The organism is Mucilaginibacter sp., from assembly GCF_025362475.1.
Taxonomy (GTDB): domain Bacteria; phylum Bacteroidota; class Bacteroidia; order Sphingobacteriales; family Sphingobacteriaceae; genus Mucilaginibacter.
Genome location: NZ_JANYGH010000006.1, coordinates 1 through 16,788, shown reverse-complemented (window position 1 = coordinate 16,788; position 16,788 = coordinate 1). Strand labels below are relative to the sequence as shown.

Here is a 16,788-nt window from a genome sequence, read left to right as displayed (position 1 = left end):
GGTTAGGTTGGTTAGGTTGGTTAGGTTGGTTAGGTTGGTTAGGTTGGTTAGGTTGGTTAGGTTGGTTAGGTTGGTTAGGTTGGTTAGGTTGGTTAGGTTGGGAACTCCCACCGGCTACCTATGTTTTAAATAATTTAACCTTTTTGCTAACAAAAGTTCAACCCACTTAACCACTCACCAATCAACCATATTAACCTTTTTACCAACAAAACTTTAATCTAATCAACCACTCACTAATTAACCATTCACCCATAATGGCGTAACCCGCCGATAGGGGCGGGTCGGGCTTTTTGTTCATACGCCTGCAGGCCTTACGCACTTTGGCCGGTATCCACGTCAATCCCTTACGCGGGGTTGGGGGATAAAAAAGTAGTAGTGCTTAAGGAAATCAATATTATTCTTTTAAATAAATCAGTGGCGTAGCCACGGCTCATATTGTAACAACGGATTTTAATCCGTTGAAAAAGAATCAGTATATAAAAGAACCATAGGTTCGACCCATATAATCAGTAGGTTAACTGTTTTTTAGCCATCCACTAAAAATATCGGCATCATCTTAAAAGATATGCGCCGTGCCTACGGCACTCATTTTCATTTTGGCCTATGATCAACGGATTAAAATCCGTTGTTACAATATCTTCGAGCCGATGGCTCTGAGGAAAAAAGATGATTAAACGACCATTAAAATAGAATTACTTTTGCTTAGTTTATTCATTGAATAAATTGAATAATTGGCGGCTACTGCTTGCTATTAATAGTTAGGCTTTTTTATAACACATAAGATAAGGATATAACTCATGCGCCGTATATTATTGCAAAACTTCCTCTATTTTTTTTGTCATTACACCTTCATCACCTGAAGCAAGAATCACTTTGCCTTCTTTATCCAGTAATACAAAAAAAGGCAAAAATCTTACTCCATATAACTCACCCACCCTACCTGCTGAGCTCTTTGAATGATATTCATCAACAACTTGTAACCATGGCATTTTCTCTTTATCAAGCGCACGTATCCAATTATCCCAATTCCTGTCGTCAGACACGCTTATGATATTAAACCCTTTTTGATGATATTTTGCATATACTTTTTTCCAGTTAGGAATACCTTTTCTACAGGGCACACACCAGCTTGCCCAAAAGTCTATCATTGTAAAGTCTCCACGAGTAGCAGAAAGCTTAAATCTTGTTTTATCTTTTTTTAACAGCGTAAAATCAGGTGCGAGGCTATTTACCTGCTTATTTTCTAAGTTTGCCAATTTTTTGTTTAACGCCTCATAGTAAGTGGAACTTTTTGCTAAACCTGAAAATTGCTTAAGAACGGACTGCAAATAAGTTGGCGAGATATCAGGTAATGTATTGCAAAAGTCATAAAATATGTAAATCCCGGCGGTAGATGCAGGGTATTGCTGAATATAACTTTCAACCCATTCTTTTTCCTTAGCTATCAGAAGCTCGTGGATAGAATCTCTTTTGTTCTCGATATTAACAATAGAATCACGGTGAGCGGTTTTAGGTTTTTTAACAAGGGAAAGAAAGTATGTCTGTCCTGTTTCATTTTGATATTTGGTGTAAATATCAGATAGTTTAGATCCCGTTTCTTTGATTTGCCATATCATCGGGTAATCTTTCTTTCCGGAATATTGGTGCATAGCATCCGAGGTATCAATGCCAAATGATATTACTGTATCCTCTACAAAACCCCGGAATGCCCAATTTCCCGGCGCGATCAAAAATGACCTTCTATCGGGCAACCCTATTTTTCCTCGCATAACAAATTTACCTTTCACAATGATTGCGCTATCTATTACATCCGAATCGTTTGAAACCATGCGCACAACACCGGTGTCTATACCTATTATAGTACCATTAATCAGATAGCCTTTCTCCCTGGTAATTTGCGCATTTGCCTGGGACATTAAAAACAAACAAAAAAAGAAGGTTAGTGTACTTGATATTTTTTGCATCACAAAGTTTTAATTAACATCATTAGATCGAGTGCGGTCTTACACACATTTTGAGGGGCTTATTTGAAAATGCCCATTGATTTCAAATAGCTAAAAAATCGACTTGTTGGGGTACTATACCTACGGGAAGAATTGTACCTGATAAAAAACAGGCAACAACGGAAATATTATTAAGAAACATTGATAGCGATTTAGATATAAGGGCAATATAATACTTTTATATAAGAAAAACATGACGATAATATAGAAGGAGGGTTAGGCTAAATTCTATTTAAAGTTATGCGCCATGCCTACGGCACTCATTTTCCTTTTGGCCTATGGTCAACGGATTAAAATCCGTTGTTACAATATTTTCGAGCCGATGGCTCTATGAAAAAAAGATAATTAACCCGGCTTGAAAATCGAATTTCTCTTTAGTCCCCTCAGGCTCTCTTTGAAACAAGCATCCTGAAGACGCATACTAAGGGGCAGGGTTACATTTTAAAAGGCCCAACATTATTCTTCTAAATAACCCAGGGGCGTGGCCCCGGCTCATATTGTAACAACGGATTTTAATCCGTTGGAAGCCGCATCCTCAGTAATAAACTATTTTATTATGATATGTATCAATTATATATCCTTTCATTTAAAACCTGCTCACCTATATACTAATCCCACCAATCAAGCGTTTTGCCTCCATCACAATTTGCAACATGAACAAACAAGTGGCGCTTGCCCAAATACGTTTTAATACCGAGAGTAATGGCCAGGATCTGTGCTGGCGCCTGGTTTTGGATGGTGAAGAAATACTGGTCGATTCTGTAAGCATCCACGCGCCGGTTTTTACTTCCCGCGATTGGATTGAACCTATCAATAAATTTAAACATCATATTTCTGTCGCCGATTGCCATGTGCACATTGATGAAACCGGAACGGCGCTGATTACAGCGGAAAAGGTGTGAATTTTGGACTTTCGGACGAAGTACTTTTGGACCTTATCAATTAATAAAACCGATTGTCATTGTCGGGAATAAAATCCGGAGACATTGAAAGAGAAATGACGTTTTAAGAGGTTTGTCATCTTAAGTAATACAATTTCGCGAAACTCCGAAAAGGAAATGACGTAAACTAACCAAGGCTAAGACTCACCCCGTCGAGGCTGCGCCCGACACCCCTCTCTTCAACTTCGTTGGAAAGAGGGGACTGGAAATTAAAATACCTTTTTTGACCCTCTTTCCGGCGAAGCCGAAGAGAGGGTCGGCCAGCGTAGCGTAGCCGGGGTGAGTCGTTGCCAGCATACAGAGCCGATTGCATGGCGTAAAACAAACTCATCATGAGTAAAGCTTGAAGGATGACAAAAGCTGCTATAATGAAACATGTTATCAACTCACCTGTTAAGCAACAGGAGGTAATAAAATTATGGCATGGCAGGAAATTGATAACAAGCTTTATAAAGCTTTTGTATTTAAGGATTTTTCAGAAGCATTTTCTTTTATGACCCGTATTGCTCTGTTGGCAGAGACGAACAATCACCACCCTACCTGGAGAAATGAATGGAACAAAGTAGAAATTTGGCTTTCTACTCATGATAAGGGCAATATCGTTACTGATAAGGACAGGGCATTGGCCGCTAGCATTGATAAATTATTGGGGATTGTTTCGGTATAACTTTTTAATAGTCGGGGTGTTTTTAATAATTGAAAATAGGTATTTTTAAATCAATTATCTAAACTGCTTAGTAATGACTGTAACCGAAATTATGGCCGACCTGCAAGCGCATGGCAGCGAAAGCATCAAAACCATTCTGTTAAAGCATGGCGTTAAAGAACCTTTTTTTGGTGTAAAGATTGAGCATTTAAAAACAATCCAAAAAAAGGTAAAAAAAGATTACCCTTTGGCTAAGGAGCTTTACGCCACCGGCAATGCCGATGCCATGTACCTGGCCGGCCTTGTTACCGATGATACCAAAATGACTAAGGCCGATTTGCAAACCTGGGCAGAGCAGGCCCTCTCCAATAACATTAACGAATATACAGTGCCATGGGTAGCCGCGGGCAGTAATTACGGCTTTGAACTGGCTATGGAATGGATAGATAGTGAACAGGACCATATCGCGGCAGCAGGATGGTCAACCCTGGGCAACCTCAGTGCCCTGAAAGCAGATAGTGAACTTGATATGGACACATACCGCGCTTTGCTGACGAGAGTGATAGAAAATATCCACACAGCGGGCAACAGGGTAAGATCACGCATGAACATTTTTGTAATAAATGTAGGTTGTTACATCACCAGCCTCAGCAACGAAGCCATGGCAGCAGCAGCCCAAATTGGCCCCGTTTATGTTGATACCAACGGCACCAGCTGCAAAGTACCCGACGCCATTGACTATATAAACAAGGTAAAAGACCGCGGATCACTCGGCAAAAAGAAAAAAACGGTGAAGTGCTGAACTTTGCGCTTCTTTATAAGCCAGAAGCTCCGGCATTCAAATTTCCTTTGTCATCCTCAGCGTAGCGAAGGATCTGTTATTCGCCATGCTTCTTCGCCCTTTACAGCCTGCAAATAGATCCTTCGTTCCTACCTATAACATATTGGCTAAAAAAACTTTTTATCATCCTGAACGCAGTGAAGGATCTTCTTCACTATAAAAGTCGGCGAAGAGCAGGGCGAAGAAGATCCTTCGTTCCTACCCATGACGTATTGGATTTTGAGGCGTGTGGACCTGTCAGTCTGAGCCTGTCGAAGACTCGCGCGGAGAGGCCTTTGCCCGCTATCCTTCGACAGGCTCAGGATGACAGCCATTTTTGTTACGTCATTTTCTCCTTCAGAGGCCACCGGATTTTACAACTCAGGATGACAAACTTTTCAAACGTCGTTTCGCTTTTAAGATCTCTCTGATTTTATACTTAGTCTATAATTTGTTTAGGTTAAACCTTGTAATCGGCTCTGTATACTGGCTAAGACTCACCCCGACCAGGCTTTGCCGGTCGCCCCTCTCTTCGCCTGCGGCGGAAAGAGGGGAAGATTTTTTTTATTCTTTATTACCGTAAGTTAAATCCCCTCTTTCCAACGAAGTTGAAGAGAGGGAAAGTCGGGCGAAGCCTCGACAGGGTGAGTCTTAGCCTTGGTTAGTTTACACCTTTTTCCCTTTCAAAATGCAACCCGCAAGGAAGGACTTATCCCCCCTTATACCGCTATTTAGTATTAAGCAAATAAATTTTATGCAGCGAGATAAAAGAGAAAAAGAGCCCTGCCAGGATAATTAAGGAGCGGATCCAGTTCATCAAACTCCATTCTGATACTGTTTTTCTAAGCAAATCAACATCGCTGAGTTGCGCGGTTTTAAACATAATGTCATTACGAGGGTAGAAATAAGCAAAGGTGAATACATCCGCTAAAATGTATAAAACAAAAGCAGCCCCTAAACACAGCCGGATAGACGGAGCCGATTTCCAAAAAAGGATCAGAACCAACAGGCCCAATACCTGGTTAACGGGCGAAATTAGTCTGAAAAAGTTACCCGGACTTACCGTTTTAAAATACTCCCTTGCTGTAGCTATGGAGTTAGGAATGTCGCCACCCCACGACCTCGCATCAACCAAAGAAGTATAAAGGTTTACAAACAGCAGCCCGCTGGCAATACTGATGGACGCAAATAAGAATATTGTTTTCATGTTTTTTTTCTGCAAAGATGCTTCGCCAATAAGCTGCAGAATTGTATTTAACGGACATCTTCGTAGATATGCCCCTTGATATTGCTCATGCTCCGTTTGTATTCGCCGGGTGTTATTGCTGCATAAGCCTTAAAAGTTCTGATAAAATGCGATTGGTCGGCAAAGTTGCTTTGTAAAGCAATTTCCGTCAGTGATAAATTACCCTGGTGAATTAAATCCACCGCATGGAGGTATTTTTTATAAAGCAAAATTTCTTCGGTATTCATTCCGGTTGCCTCAAAAAGTTTCCTTGATAAATGCCTGGGCGAATAACATAATGAATTGGCCAGCGCTGTTACAGATGCATCATATTGATTTGGCGCATATATAAAATTATTCATTAATTGTTCCCGGGGTTGCCAATCAACCAAATTCCGCCTCAGCCAGGCAAGAAAAACAGATAGCCGGGCATCAAAATCATTTTGTTCGGCAAGCTGGTGCCAAAGCGATTGAAAAGTTGAATCAAGCAGGGTTAAGTCGACCGTAATATTTAACAATTCGCAGGCAGGTATCTTAAAAATCTCTTTTACCGCCGAAGGTTGAAACAATACGCCAAAAAAAACCTGTTGTTTTGGAAGATGGAGCTGTATGGGCGCTGTGTTAAACCCACTAATAAAGCAATTTGATAAATAATGTAATTTACTGCCCAATTGAGCCGGGATAGAAGCGCTGTCACTAAAGTTAAAAATAACTTCTACCACTCCTTTGGGTATAATGTATTCCTTTTGAAAGAGATGAAAAACATCAACCTGCCAAACAGAATGTATCACATTCTTAAAACAGGGCTCCTTTGGTATGTAATAGTTGTAGTTCAATTTCCAGGCAATTGATTATTAGTACCATAAAAATTTTCGGTAAGCATAATAAAGGAACGGATTTTTATTTCAAGATGCAAGTAATTAATTTTGAGAGCTTTGCGCTTTCCGGAGTTTATTACAAGCTAAACGCGGTCCAAAACAACATGGCGTAAAATAAGGGTGAAACAGGCATAAAACGCCTGCGAGCCAGGCGCCCAACCACTCACTCAATCAACCATTCTCCACTCACCGCCCCCGGCGCAAAACCACTAAAAAAACATACCCTAAAGAATTAACACAAAAGCTATTGCCAGAAATTTTGAAAACCGTAACTTTGCAAACTTAATTTTGTTATAACAATGTCAAAAAACCAGGCGAATACCAAAGTTGCAGCAACAGAAACCAATTTGGGACAGAGCAGCAATTTCGTACGCGAGAACCAAAAGAGCTTATTATTTATCGGTGGAGCCGTTATTGCTCTCATCGCAATTTATTTTTTATACCTGAAATTGTATTTAGGTCCACGTGAAGTTACTGCTACCAATCAAATGTATGTAGCTCAGGATTTCTGGGCCAAAAAAGACTGGGATAAAGCCATTAATGGTGATGCCAGCTACCCCGGTTTTAAAAAGATCATCAGCGATTACAGCAATACTAAAGCTGCAAACCTTGCTTATTTTTATTTAGGTACCGCTTATTTAAACAAAGGTGAATATCGCAAAGCCATTGAAAACTTAGATAGCTACCGTGGCGACGATAGTATGGTTGCTGCCGAAGCTCTTGGCAACACCGGTGATGCTTATGTAGAATTAAAAGAATACGATAAAGCAGCAACTTCTTTTAGCAAGGCTGTTGATAAAGCAAAAAACAAGTTTTTATCGCCTCTTTATTTAAAGAAGCTGGGCCTTGTTTACGAAGAAACTAAAGACAATAAATCTGCTGTTGATGCTTACAAAAGGATAAAAACAGAATATCCTGAAAGCGCAGAAGCACAAAATATAGACGAGTATATTGCTCGTGCCGAAGCGAAATTATAATTGATTTCGGATTTTTTGATTTCGAATGTTCGATTTCGGATTTGTGAATTGGTAATATTACCTTTGCACGAATCAGGAATCGAACATTTCTTTTTTATATCAAACAGTAAGTAAAAAATCCGAACGCTCAATTCCGAAATAAAAAAATAAATTCCAAATCGAACGTCCGAAATCCGAAATAAAAAAATGGCTACACAATTAAAAAACCTTTCAGATTTTTCAAATACCGAAATCCCGTCTGCCGCGGCCTACCGCTTTGGCATTGCTGTAGCCGAGTGGAATGCAGAGATTACCAACGCCCTTTACCAGGGTGCTTATAATAGCCTGATTGCTCACGGCGCCCTGCCAGAAAATATTTTTGTGCATCCCGTACCAGGCAGCTTTGAGCTCACATCAGGTGCCGATCTTTTACTAAAAAGCGGTAAGTTGGATGCAGTGATCTGCTTAGGCTGTGTGATACAAGGCGAAACCAGGCATTTTGATTTTATTTGCAACGCGGTTGCAAACGGAGTAAGTAATGTTGCCATAAAATATTCAAAACCTGTTATATTTGGTGTATTAACAACTGATAACCAACAACAAGCCATTGACCGCGCAGGCGGCAAACATGGCAATAAAGGTGATGAAGCTGCAATTACTGCTATAAAAATGGCAGCGCTTGCCGCAACTTTAAACAGTTAATTTGCGTTAAACAACTATTGCGTTAAAACGATGAAAAAAATAATTTACATAGCTATTATAGCCCTGGTAATTGGCAGCATATCATCATGCTCAAACAAATTATGCCCCGCTTACGGATCATATCCTAAAGCCGGCCGGTAACAGGCAAATGTCATTTTTTGCAGCTCCTTAAAAACTATCATCAGTTTTGGTGTTATAATAACGTTATGATTGGAGCCGGGACTTAAAAGTAAGAATTGAGATAATTGGAGTATTTAAGCAGATGCATAAGGCATAGTGCAGATTACAATTGTCTTGATTCTTAACTCGTGATCCCTGACTCTTTTACTATATATAATTTTTTTATGAATTGGATACCGCTTGAATCGGCAGATCAACTTAACGAGATAAAACAACACCAGGGCCATAGCCTGATATTTAAACATAGTACACGTTGCTCCATCAGCATGATGGCAAAAAGACGTTTCGAGCTGGATTGGGAAGACCTCCCTGAAGATATGCCCCTTTATTTTTTGGATCTCATCAAACACCGCGAACTATCGGGTTTGGTAGCACAACTTTTCCAGGTGCATCATGAGTCGCCGCAATTGTTGCTTATTAAGGATGGCGAGTGTGTGCTTGATCAATCCCACGGCGCAATTTCGGTGGAAGAAGCGTTATCGGTTTTAAGCTGATAACAGGGCACAAGATAATTTCAATACTTATAATTGATAAAAAATAGTTCCGGCAAAGCATTCCGGGGCTATTTTTTGTTTGTACAGATTGCGAAGTAAAACAGGTGTTCGGATTTTTATAAATCAAGTGTTCGGGGTGTTCGGATTTTTATCAGGCAAATACATAACTTGCTGATATTCAAGCAAAATAAAACATCTCCAAAAACACCCGCACATTTCACGAACACTTAAGTAACTGGTTATAAGCAGGTTGTTTTTAATAAAATCAAAATCGGGCGTGTACATCCATAAAAGCGAACACCTTCGGCTGGATGTCAGTCACATCAGTGTTCTGTAATAATTCGTACAACCAGGCCGTAACCCTATAATTGGTTATACGGTTTTTAACTACATTTGTAACATGATTGAATTGCCGGTAGTTCCCGCAGTAAGCCAGGTACAACGTAAGCCAGATTGGCTGAGGGTAAAGCTTCCAATTGGAAAAGAATACGCACACGTGCGCGGTTTGGTTGATGAACATAAACTGCACACTATCTGCGAGAGTGGTAATTGCCCCAATATGGGCGAGTGCTGGGGAGCCGGCACGGCTACTTTTATGATATTGGGTAACATTTGTACCCGCTCATGCTCGTTTTGCGCCGTAGCAACCGGCAGGCCTTTAGCTGTGGATGTTGATGAGCCTAACCGTGTAGCCACTTCCGTAAAACTAATGCAGGTGAAACATTGCGTTATCACCTCTGTTGATCGTGACGACCTTAAAGATGGTGGTTCTATCATCTGGGCCGAAACTATAAATGCCATCCGCCGCGAAAGCCCTGATACTACTTTAGAAACCTTACTTCCTGATTTCAGGGGTAACTGGGATAACCTTGCCCGCGTTCTGGAAACCAGGCCCGAGGTAGTTTCACACAACCTGGAAACCGTAAGGCGACTTACCAAAGAAGTGCGCATCCAGGCCAAATATGATCGTAGTCTGGAGTGTTTAAAGCACGTGTCTGAAGCTGGCCTTCGTACAAAATCGGGCATAATGCTTGGTCTGGGCGAAACTGAAGAAGATATTTTAGAGGCCATGGATGATCTGTTAACAGCCGGTGTACATATTTTAACACTTGGCCAGTATTTACAGCCAACACGTAACCATCACCCGGTACTCGATTGGATCCATCCAGATCAATTTGCTCATTTAAAACAAATTGGCCTTGATAAAGGTTTCAAGTACGTGGAAAGCGGGCCATTGGTTCGTTCATCCTATCATGCAGAAAAACACCTGTTTGATTTGTAGAAAATCCTTTATATATTCACCAAGTTGAGTAAAAAACATAAAATATCGCTTTCTGAAGAAGAACTGGTTCTTGCATTGAGAAATCATGAAAAGATCGCCGTTGAAGCGCTTTATGATATGTATTCATCATCATTGTATGGTGTTATTTCACGCATTGTTATTGATACCGCAATAGCGGAAGATGTTTTACAGGAAACTTTCGTAAAAATCTGGCATTCCTTTTCAAGCTACACTACCGAAAAAGGACGCTTATTTACCTGGATGGTTAATATTGCACGTAACCTCGCCATTGATAAAATCAGATCAAAAGACTTTAAGAATCAAAACAAAAACCAGGAGATTGAAAATAACGTAACTTCCATAGACTCGCAAAGGAGTACAGTTTACAAACCTGAGTTAATGGGCGTTAAAGAACTGGTACAGTCACTAAAACCCGATCAAAAATCGATTATCGATTTGGTTTACTTTAAAGGCTTCACGCATGTGGAAGCTGCCGAAGAGTTAGGCATCCCCTTGGGTACCATTAAAACCAGGTTAAGAATGGGCATACAGGAGCTCAGAAAATATTTTAATTGAAAGTGGAAGAGATAAAGGCATATATAGAATCAGGCATTCTGGAACTTTACGTTTTGGGGGATGTAACCCCCAACGAAAAGCGACAGGTGGAAGAGATGGCTTCAAAATATCCGGAAATAAAAACAGAACTGGATGGAATAGAGCGCTCAATGGAACTGTATGCAAAAGAAAATGAGGTTGAGCCTTCAAAAAATTTACGCAGCCGGGTTCTAGGCAGCCTGCTTACCAACTTAGGTGATGACAGAAACTTTACCGCCGCCCCCCGGCATACTGATGTTGAAGATGATACCGATATTGCAGATGAAGAAGACGACAATATAATACCCTTACCTGCGCGAAAAGAAAACGATTTCTACAAATACGCCTTCGCAGCAAGTCTTGCCCTATTAATAGCCAGCACCATTGCTTTGGTAAGCGTTTACAGCAAATTACAGGATTCAAACAATCAGCTGGTTGCATTGCAGCTTGATAAACAGCATTTTGCAAACAGGGTTAACCTGATGGATAAGGAACTATCTGTTTTTCGTGATACTTCATATAAGCTGATTCATTTAAAAGGTACAGCCAAAACTCCCTCATCGGTTGTAACCGTTGCGTTTAGCCCGGGGCAGAAAAAAGTAGTTATCGACATGGCAAATATGAAAATGCCTGAAAATGATAAGGAACATCAGTACCAGCTTTGGGCACTTGTAGGTGGCAAACCGGTTGATCTTGGCGTATTTGATGCCAAAAGAGATACCATTACCGATATTAAGGAGATGAAATCAATCGCCTCCGCCGATGCCTTCGCAGTAACCCTGGAGCCACGGGGCGGTAGTGTTAACCCAACGATGGACCAAATGATGGTTCTTGGCAAGTACTAAGGCACCAGCCAGCTACCCATCCAATTATTTTTTATAAGATTGAAGCTTGCCCTGCGATGCCCTGTTTGGTTTAGTTTCAAATATTCCATTAGATTAACTGCAACCTTTATAACAGCAAAATTCTGATACCCCGTTATTAATGCATCATTCCAGGTATCATCATTGATGTACTCCAATCCATCAGCCGGATCATTTATTTTGGATGACGGGGCAGGATGCGCCATGTATGATCTTTTGCCCTGATTTGTTAAAGCAGCCCAATGCCCGGCGGTAACCTCATCCTGATTATGAAGAGTAGTATTTCCCTTTAATATAAGTTGCAATTTATCGGCATCACTATAAAGTAACATGCTAATGCTATTATTATTCTGCAAATTAAACACCTTATTTGATCGCACATCGGTATAAAATATAAGCAAGCTATCATGGGCAGAAACTGCTCTTAAAATAACAGTAGCCATACCTATATTGCCATCTCCCTGTGTGGATATCACCATGTTCCTGAAAGGATGACCGGGCTGCAAACTCCCCTTTTCAAGGCTCTCCCAGCTATTTATCACAATATTTGTTAAAGAAATATGCACTTTGTAAATTATTTAATGGTTATTTAACAATAACCCAAACCATTTATTCGTTTTTTTGTAACTATTAGGACGGTAGAGACGTCTTATAACCAGTTAGATTAAAAAGAACCTGTGAAGTAACGAAAATTAAAGTGATAGATCTAACTCATAAACATGAGTATTTTGTTCTTTATAAGATCAGTTAATAGTTAATCAAAGAGGGATGTACGATACTTGCATCCCTTTTTTATGCCATTAATTTTGCCATGGTAGCCGGAAGCTGAGCAGCCAGCTTACCCGGTAAAATAACATTGAGGCGGTTTGGCAGCGCAAGCTCATCGCCGGCCTTACCGTGAACATATGTCCCAATCAAACAAGCTTCTAAAGGAGAATATTTTTGAGCCAGCATAGCGGCAATAACCCCGGTAAGAACATCTCCCATACCCCCCGAAGCCATTGCGGCATTACCTGTAGGGTTAAAATAGCATTTACCGTCGGGCGTTATTATTATAGTATAATCGTTTTTTAATACGATATAAATATTAAGGCTCTTCGCCTGTTCTATTCCAGTTTGCAATCTCTTCCACCAGCTTTTATGCTCGCCAAATAAGCGATCGAACTCCTTCATATGCGGCGTTAAAATACTTCCCGCAGGTATCGCTTTTAATAATTTGTTATCCGCAGCCAATAAATTAAGCGCGTCGGCATCAATTACTAATGGCTTTTTATAGTTTTTGATGATGGCTGATAATAAGTCAACGGCATCAGCCCCCTTACCTAAGCCTGGGCCAACCGCTATGACGTTAAATTTATCCCATTCAATTTCCGGCGGTTCATCTTCATTACGAACGATGGCCATAATTTCGGGCAAATAGCTATTTAAGGCCACTAAACCACTATCAGGAACGCAGGCTGTTGTCAATCCCGCACCGGCATGAGCACTGGCCGACGCGCAAAGCAATGCTGCGCCCATTGTTTTTGCCTGCCCAGCAATAATAAGGGCATGCCCGTAAGTGCCTTTATTGCTGAAACGGTGCCGCGGTTTCAAAATAATACGAATGTCCTTTTCCTCCACAAACTGGTAGGAAGAGTTTAAATCGCGCACAAATTTTTCACTAAGCCCAATGTTTACTACCTCCCAGCAGTTAATATGTAGCGCAGATTCCGGCAATAAAAAATTGATCCTCGGTTGTTGAAAAGTAATTACAAGGTCGGCTTTTATAACCGTTGCGTCCGGGTCAACTTCCCCTTCCGAAAAAAATCCGGTGGGTACATCTACTGCAACTATCGTACTGTTTAAAGTATTGATATGTTTTACCAGGCGTTCATAGTCACCTGCAAGGGGTTTATTTAAGCCGGTTCCTAATAAGGCATCAATAATTATAGCGCTGTTTTCATCTGGGATGCCGCCACCAGCGTCTATTTCTGTAATAGGAATATCTGTTTGTATTAGCCGCCCCAGGTTAATAGTAAAATCATTTGACTGCTTATCGCTAAAGCGGGCTATAACAACTTTTATACATTTATAATGGTGTTCATTCAGCAAGCGTGCAATAGCCAGCCCATCGCCGCCATTATTGCCCGTACCACAATAAAAGGATATGGATAAAGCCCTATCCGGAAAATGATTGATGAACCAGCCAACAAATGCCTTAGAGGCCCGCTCCATCAGGTTTACGGAAGTGATAGGCTCATTAGCAATAGTAAATGCATCGGCCTTTCGTATTTGTTCGGAAATGAGTAGGGGTAGCATATACCTCTAAAGTAAGGAACTATATCTTTTGTTTTGATAAATATTGTCAAACCGCGAAACTAAACTTCCCCATCAAGACTCTTGGATTTTTGCCAATATGCATAGGCTCGCCGCACAAAGCCTCATTACCAAGCAGGGCAAACAAAATAGCCTCCTTAGCATCCGGGTCAATACCCAGGCTGTTGGTGTTTTCAATGTTACCAAAAGCTTTTTTTAAACGGGCCATCACAAAAGGGTTTCTGGCGCCACCGCCACTTACAAATATTTTAAGATCAGCAGCTTTAATATTAGTTTTTATAAAATTGATGACAGATGTTGCAGTAAACTCACTTAAAGTAGCTACCAGATCTTCGTGGCTGATTTTTTCAGTTGCCGAGCTAATCTGTGCCTCTTCAACAAACCTCAAATTAAATAATTCAGGTCCTGTAGTTTTTGGGGCTGATTCATCAAAAAATGGATGACCAAGTAAAGCCCTTATCAATTCATCATTTACATTACCACTATTGGCAATATTGGAATCTTCATCATAAGACTTGTTAAAATATTTGCGGCAGGCGGCATCAATGAGGGTATTCCCCGGGCCAATATCCGTACATAACACATGCGTAGTATCGCCATCAGCAGGTAAATAGGTTAGGTTGGCAATGCCTCCAATATTAAGCAATACCCTGTCTTCGCCGGGTTTGCTACCTAATAACACATCGCCATATAATGCCAGCGGTGCCCCCTCGCCGCCTGCAGCTACGTGTTTTTGTCTGAAATCGCTAATCGTCAATATTCCAGTTTTTACAGCGAGGTGATCGCCATCACCAATTTGCAGGGTGGCGTTAGGATAATCCGTCTGCTTATGCAATCTCTTAGGCGCATGATAAATGGTTTGCCCATGGCTTGCTATAAAGTCAACCGTAGCTGGCGCCATCTCCCAGCTTGAAAGTGCCTGCAGCACCAGGTCGGCATGGTAATTACCAATATAAGCGTTTAAAACAGTCAACTTTTCCAGGTCTATAGTCTTGCGGGCAAATATCAGCTGTACTTCGCTTTTAAAACTCTCCGGATAGGGGATAGTGATAAATTGCAATAAATTAAACCGGGTTTGCAAACCGTTACCGGTAAAACTGCACAGGGCGATATCCAACCCATCAAGCGACGTTCCAGACATTAAACCGATCCCAATTTTAGTCGTTTTTTGGGCGATATGGAAAAGCTGCTGCAAATTTTGGTTAAAAGGTAACATCCGGTTAAATTACTACTTGTTGGGCATTTACAAAAGTTAAAATAATAGGCGCACTAAGTAAATATCTGATATATTTGTTTTCAACCAAATTCAACCCCATCCCATGGCTCGATTAAATTTATTGGAAGAAACCCGGTACGAGAAGCTGCCGGTGAGCGTTTATGGCAACCAGCAGGAAGCATCACTGGCAGTAGCGGCAAGGATAGCTACCCTGATACGTGATAAGCAAAGCAAAGGCGAACAAGCCGTGCTTGGCCTGGCAACAGGTGTAACGCCAATTAAGGTTTACGCCGAACTGGTAAGACTGCACAAGGAAGAAGGTTTATCTTTTAAAAACGTAACAACCTTTAACCTGGACGAATACTTCCCCATGAAGCCCGATGCCGCCCAAAGCTATGTTACTTTCATGTATGAGAATTTATTCAGCCACATTGATATCGATAAAGCCAATGTACACATCCCCGATGGTACTTTAGATAAAGATGCCGTGGTGGCCTTCTGTTTGAATTATGAAAAGCAGATTGAAGAATTAGGCGGTTTAGACCTGCAATTATTAGGTATCGGCCGTACCGGTCACATCGGTTTTAACGAGCCGGGATCGGCACCAAACTCGGGTACCCGCCTGGTTACTTTAGATGACCTGACCCGCAGCGATGCCGCCCGTGATTTTGGAGGCAAGGCAAATGTGCCTACCAAAGCCATCACCATGGGTATTGGCACCATTTTCAAAGCAAGAGAAATTATTCTGATGGCCTGGAGCGCCAAGAAAGCGCCTATTGTAAAAAAAGCGGTAGAAGGCGAAATATCTGGTGAGGTACCTGCTACTTACCTGCAACTATCTGACCATGTAGAATTTGTATTGGATGAAGACGCGGCATCAGAACTTACGCGTTTTGATACGCCATGGTTAGTAAAAGATTGTTCATGGGATGATAATATCCTGAAAAAGAAAGCGGTGATCTGGTTAGCCGATACCATTGGCAAACCGGTATTAAAATTAACCGAAGAGGATTATAACAACCATGGTATGGCCCAGCTCGCGGTAGAGCAAGGCCCGGTTTATAATATCAACATTGATATTTTTAACCAGATACAGCATACCATTACCGGCTGGCCGGGTGGCAAGCCGGAGGCGGACGATTCACAACGCCCGGAACGTGCTTTACCTGCCAAAAAACGCTCCATCATTTTCTCCCCGCATCCGGATGATGACGTGATCTCAATGGGTGGAACATTTATCCGTTTGGTAGACCAGGGACATGATGTACACGTAGCTTACCAAACATCGGGTAATACCGCCGTTTGGGATGATGATGTTTTACGTTACATGGAATTCGCCATCGATTTTACCAATAGCATTGGCGAAGATGGTGCACACCTAACCAAACTATACGAAGAAATGCGCGCGTTTTTTCCGCAGAAACAACCTAACCAGATTGATACCCGCGAAATCCGTAATGTAAAAGGCTTTATCCGTAAAACAGAAGCGATCTCTGGTGCACGTTATGCAGGTTTACAAGATGACCATATCCATTTTATGGCTTTGCCTTTTTACGAAACAGGTAAAACCAAAAAGAATACGGTTGGCGAGGAAGATATCCAGTTAACTATCAACCTGCTTCAAAAAATAAAGCCACAACAAATTTTTGCTGCCGGAGATTTTGCCGACCCT

16 protein-coding genes are annotated in these 16,788 nt (G+C 41.2%); 10 read left to right on the top strand and 6 right to left on the bottom strand.

The window, feature by feature from the left end; translation table 11 throughout:
- Positions 1–809 precede the first annotated feature (809 nt).
- Positions 810–1,964, bottom strand: a complete 1,155-nt coding sequence (locus tag Q0R88_RS03110) for a TlpA disulfide reductase family protein (RefSeq protein ID WP_295712110.1) — start codon at positions 1,962–1,964, stop codon at positions 810–812.
- Positions 1,965–2,656: 692 nt separating this feature from the next.
- Here Q0R88_RS03110 and Q0R88_RS03105 point away from each other — a divergent pair.
- The 3 genes from Q0R88_RS03105 (at position 2,657) to Q0R88_RS03095 (ending at position 4,392) form a co-directional block, all read left to right on the top strand.
- The gene (locus tag Q0R88_RS03105) at positions 2,657–2,905 is read left to right on the top strand and encodes a hypothetical protein (protein WP_295712107.1); all 249 of its coding nucleotides are present in this window, start codon (positions 2,657–2,659) and stop codon (positions 2,903–2,905) included.
- Positions 2,906–3,362: 457 nt separating this feature from the next.
- Positions 3,363–3,611, top strand: a complete 249-nt coding sequence (locus tag Q0R88_RS03100) for a 4a-hydroxytetrahydrobiopterin dehydratase (RefSeq protein ID WP_295712104.1) — start codon at positions 3,363–3,365, stop codon at positions 3,609–3,611.
- A 73-nt stretch (positions 3,612–3,684) separates the two neighbouring features.
- Positions 3,685–4,392 carry a DNA alkylation repair protein gene (locus Q0R88_RS03095; protein ID WP_295712101.1) on the top strand — a complete coding sequence of 236 codons (708 nt, stop codon included), beginning with the start codon at positions 3,685–3,687 and terminating at the stop codon, positions 4,390–4,392.
- 745 nt (positions 4,393–5,137) lie between these two features.
- Here the strand turns inward: Q0R88_RS03095 and Q0R88_RS03090 are convergent.
- Both Q0R88_RS03090 and Q0R88_RS03085 read right to left on the bottom strand, forming a co-directional pair.
- Positions 5,138–5,617, bottom strand: a complete 480-nt coding sequence (locus Q0R88_RS03090) for a DUF1772 domain-containing protein (protein WP_295712099.1) — start codon at positions 5,615–5,617, stop codon at positions 5,138–5,140.
- Positions 5,618–5,664: 47 nt separating this feature from the next.
- Positions 5,665–6,471, bottom strand: a complete 807-nt coding sequence (locus Q0R88_RS03085) for a helix-turn-helix transcriptional regulator (protein ID WP_366086660.1) — start codon at positions 6,469–6,471, stop codon at positions 5,665–5,667.
- A 341-nt stretch (positions 6,472–6,812) separates the two neighbouring features.
- Here Q0R88_RS03085 and Q0R88_RS03080 point away from each other — a divergent pair, with 341 nt between their 5' ends.
- The 6 genes from Q0R88_RS03080 (at position 6,813) to Q0R88_RS03055 (ending at position 11,566) form a co-directional block, all read left to right on the top strand.
- Positions 6,813–7,490: a tetratricopeptide repeat protein gene (locus Q0R88_RS03080; protein WP_295712093.1), complete on the top strand. Its 678-nt coding sequence runs from the start codon at positions 6,813–6,815 to the stop codon at positions 7,488–7,490.
- Between the two features lie 186 nt (positions 7,491–7,676).
- Positions 7,677–8,171, top strand: coding sequence for a 6,7-dimethyl-8-ribityllumazine synthase (gene ribH, locus Q0R88_RS03075; protein ID WP_295712090.1), 495 nt, complete (start codon positions 7,677–7,679; stop codon positions 8,169–8,171).
- A gap of 344 nt (positions 8,172–8,515) precedes the next feature.
- Positions 8,516–8,845: a bacillithiol system redox-active protein YtxJ gene (gene ytxJ, locus Q0R88_RS03070; RefSeq protein WP_295712087.1), complete on the top strand. Its 330-nt coding sequence runs from the start codon at positions 8,516–8,518 to the stop codon at positions 8,843–8,845.
- A 400-nt stretch (positions 8,846–9,245) separates the two neighbouring features.
- Positions 9,246–10,127, top strand: coding sequence for a lipoyl synthase (gene lipA, locus Q0R88_RS03065; RefSeq protein ID WP_295712082.1), 882 nt, complete (start codon positions 9,246–9,248; stop codon positions 10,125–10,127).
- A gap of 24 nt (positions 10,128–10,151) precedes the next feature.
- A complete protein-coding gene (locus Q0R88_RS03060; protein WP_295712080.1) occupies positions 10,152–10,703 on the top strand; it encodes an RNA polymerase sigma factor in 552 nt (183 codons plus the stop codon).
- 2 nt (positions 10,704–10,705) lie between these two features.
- A complete protein-coding gene (locus Q0R88_RS03055; protein ID WP_295712077.1) occupies positions 10,706–11,566 on the top strand; it encodes an anti-sigma factor in 861 nt (286 codons plus the stop codon).
- On the opposite strand, the gene Q0R88_RS03050 is transcribed toward Q0R88_RS03055, so the two are convergent.
- From Q0R88_RS03050 to Q0R88_RS03040, 3 genes are all read right to left on the bottom strand, one after another.
- Positions 11,563–12,150: a pyridoxamine 5'-phosphate oxidase family protein gene (locus Q0R88_RS03050; protein WP_295712074.1), complete on the bottom strand. Its 588-nt coding sequence runs from the start codon at positions 12,148–12,150 to the stop codon at positions 11,563–11,565. The two genes, Q0R88_RS03055 and Q0R88_RS03050, sit on opposite strands and share 4 nt — an antisense overlap.
- A 226-nt stretch (positions 12,151–12,376) precedes the next feature.
- Positions 12,377–13,882, bottom strand: a complete 1,506-nt coding sequence (locus Q0R88_RS03045; protein ID WP_295712071.1) for an NAD(P)H-hydrate dehydratase — start codon at positions 13,880–13,882, stop codon at positions 12,377–12,379.
- Positions 13,883–13,928: 46 nt separating this feature from the next.
- Positions 13,929–15,116 (bottom strand): anhydro-N-acetylmuramic acid kinase, encoded by a 1,188-nt coding sequence (locus tag Q0R88_RS03040; protein ID WP_295712069.1) that lies wholly within the window; start codon positions 15,114–15,116, stop codon positions 13,929–13,931.
- Between the two features lie 103 nt (positions 15,117–15,219).
- Between Q0R88_RS03040 and nagB the strand changes: the two genes are divergently transcribed.
- A partial coding sequence (nagB, locus tag Q0R88_RS03035; RefSeq protein WP_295712066.1) for a glucosamine-6-phosphate deaminase occupies positions 15,220–16,788 on the top strand: 1,569 nt, incomplete at its 3' end.

Bases quoted from the DNA above. Each gene is read 5' to 3' on its own strand.
- Q0R88_RS03105 (WP_295712107.1), top strand. From the start codon at position 2,657: ATGAACAAACAAGTGGCGCTTGCCCAAATACGTTTTAATACCGAGAGT.
- lipA (WP_295712082.1), top strand. From the start codon at position 9,246: ATGATTGAATTGCCGGTAGTTCCCGCAGTAAGCCAGGTACAACGTAAG.
- Q0R88_RS03045 (WP_295712071.1), bottom strand. From the start codon at position 13,882: ATGCTACCCCTACTCATTTCCGAACAAATACGAAAGGCCGATGCATTT.
- Q0R88_RS03095 (WP_295712101.1), top strand. From the start codon at position 3,685: ATGACTGTAACCGAAATTATGGCCGACCTGCAAGCGCATGGCAGCGAA.
- Q0R88_RS03110 (WP_295712110.1), bottom strand. From the start codon at position 1,964: ATGCAAAAAATATCAAGTACACTAACCTTCTTTTTTTGTTTGTTTTTA.
- Q0R88_RS03080 (WP_295712093.1), top strand. From the start codon at position 6,813: ATGTCAAAAAACCAGGCGAATACCAAAGTTGCAGCAACAGAAACCAAT.
- ytxJ (WP_295712087.1), top strand. From the start codon at position 8,516: ATGAATTGGATACCGCTTGAATCGGCAGATCAACTTAACGAGATAAAA.
- Q0R88_RS03040 (WP_295712069.1), bottom strand. From the start codon at position 15,116: ATGTTACCTTTTAACCAAAATTTGCAGCAGCTTTTCCATATCGCCCAA.
- Q0R88_RS03100 (WP_295712104.1), top strand. From the start codon at position 3,363: ATGGCATGGCAGGAAATTGATAACAAGCTTTATAAAGCTTTTGTATTT.
- ribH (WP_295712090.1), top strand. From the start codon at position 7,677: ATGGCTACACAATTAAAAAACCTTTCAGATTTTTCAAATACCGAAATC.
- Q0R88_RS03090 (WP_295712099.1), bottom strand. From the start codon at position 5,617: ATGAAAACAATATTCTTATTTGCGTCCATCAGTATTGCCAGCGGGCTG.